At 40.6% G+C, this 2,382-nt stretch carries 1 protein-coding gene and 1 pseudogene; one reads left to right on the forward strand and one right to left on the reverse strand.

Going from position 1 to position 2,382, the window contains the following annotated elements; genetic code table 11:
- Positions 1-1,087 (forward strand): annotated as a pseudogene (locus QZ562_RS20940) (serine protease); the annotation flags it as partial.
- A gap of 880 nt (positions 1,088-1,967) precedes the next feature.
- Here QZ562_RS20940 and QZ562_RS20945 read toward each other — a convergent pair.
- Complete coding sequence (locus QZ562_RS20945; RefSeq protein WP_293764633.1) at positions 1,968-2,216, reverse strand: hypothetical protein; 249 nt, start codon at positions 2,214-2,216, stop codon at positions 1,968-1,970.
- Between the last annotated feature and the right edge of the window lie 166 nt (positions 2,217-2,382).

A 2,382-nucleotide genomic window follows, 5' to 3' on the forward strand; every position in this document is an offset into this window, starting at 1 on the left:
ATTATGTGGTTTAGGCGAGGATGCTGCTGTAATAAGTCAATCGGGATTGTCATGTGCTGATGTAGCAACAACTATCTCTACAGATCCTAGTCAGCTTAACTATCCCTCTATTGCGATTGGCGAGTTAAGTGAAAGTGAAACGGTATTCCGCACAGTAACCGATGTATCGGGAATTAACAGCTCTTACTCCTACACAATAGAAGCACCAGCGGGTATATCAGCAACAGTTGTAATAGAAAATTCTGACGATAATAATATCTTAGAAGTGACGGCGAATAGTACGGCTAGTTATGCCATCACATTCGAAGTAACTGAGAACACGGTATTTAATGAGTGGGCGTTTGGTGCAATCACTTTCACCGGAGATAATGGCATAGAGGTACGTAGTCCAATAGCTATATTCCCAGTTCCAGAAATTAGTATCAATGTTCCAGAGTCTATTTCGACTTCGCTACGCCGTGGACGCGCAAGCTTTCCAGTAGAAATGTTGTATTCAGGTACTACTAGTTTGGATTATGCTGGATTAGAAGCACCGTTTAGTTTTGGAAATGAAACGGTTCAACAAGATCCAGACCAATCATTTGAATTGTTTGAAGCGGGTACTGCTATATATGGGTATAACCTTCCTGACACTAAAGTGCTTCGTGTATCACTACTAGAAGAACTTGTAGACGTTGAAGGTACAGATCTTGATTTGTATTTACATTATCGAGCACCAGGCGAGCCAGATGTATTGGTTGGAACATCAGCTAGAGGTGGTTCTAATGAGGACATTATCTTATCTGATGTACCTGCTGGACTTTACATCGTGTCTGTCCATGGTTGGTTTGTACCTGGTCCAGAGCCGGTTGAAGGTGAAGAGCCAGTATTAGCAACTGCAAATGTAACACCACTTAACTGGGTTGCAGTTGGTGCACAGTCATCTACTCGTATAAGCGGTTCCAGACGAGCAATTGACGGACGTTTTAACAACATTAGGATAACGACTAGAGGCTTGGAGCCAGGCACACTTTACATGGGTGGTGTAACTTTCTTCAACGAGGAAGGTGAAGCGCAAGGCACAACTGTACTAGAGGTTCAACCTTAGACATTAGACCCTATAAGCGCAGTATAAGCGCTTTTACGCATTCCTCTATCAATATGGTTTGATAGGAGATGGTTTAAACCTATTAAAGGCCAGTCGTTATACGACTGGCCTTTTTATTGGCCGTATTTTGGTTCCCACCTTTAGGACGATAAGTTTGGGTAAGTATTAAGTAACGCATTCTTAAGTGGCTCATTCTTAAGCGGCAGATTCAGCAGAGTGTTGGATGCAACTTTCTGTTAGGTATTTTTTGTTGCCGTTTTTAATTAGCACTTAATAACATTGCCTAAGTGACAAACACAAACTAGGGGTGGTTTTTAAAAAGTTTACATAAGCAACAGAAAAGGGATTAGTGTTCGTATATAAGTGACACTTAACATCGCTAGTGCAGTTTAATTGTTATGCTATCTTTCGTACTTTAAACAACCGATACTGCATGCCAGCACCTAATCCAAATAATTATTTACCTCAAGCACTCAGACCGACTACTCAGGAGATATTCGGGAAAGATAAACAGGCTCTTGTTAACAAATAATTACCGACAAACAACGTAAGAAAGGATAAACCAGCCACAAATAAATTCACTTCAATATTAGCTATAAAGATGGGACCGTCTGTTACATCGGGTAAGCTAAGGTGTTACCTGCTGATTACTCTGACCTAAACTAAGATTAGAGTTTTTATACGCCACTGCTTATTATAAAACTACTTAGGGTAATAGCAAATTAGTCATAGAGTATCCTGTCAATGTGATAGGGCCGTATTTCATCGTACTGACTATTCTTCATGGCAATAATCGACATTAGACTATTCGCATTGCGTCATAACGTTATTTTATGAAAACACATTTTCCTCAGAAACCTAGTTGCCGAAATCGTCTGTGCTAGCGAATCGAACGTTTGATCATTTCTATCAGCGGTTTACCTGTATTACGCTTTGTAATACCAATCCATCTTGATGGTTGATCATATCTTAAGCCAGTCACGATGACACATTTGGATAACGCGTTTGATGTCACTGATAAATCATTCCACGCTGGCGAACATGCATTGACACGTTCAAAAGAGTGGGGGCTGGGCTGTATAATTAAGGCCGATTCTGCGGCAAGGTTGGTCACACCTGTCCGTTTCATTTAGTTAAGCCACTAATTTTTATTTTTTCATCCGCCACACGCTATTTGAATAGCCAGTTTTGCTTCATGATTGCAGCCCAAATAAAGCCTACAACTCATTAATTAGAAACAGGCTAGCGTTCATTCTTTCTATACTGCTTATCTACCGTCTCTTATACACCTCCGA

This window comes from uncultured Paraglaciecola sp. (assembly GCF_913058035.1).
Classification (GTDB): Bacteria; Pseudomonadota; Gammaproteobacteria; order Enterobacterales; family Alteromonadaceae; genus Paraglaciecola.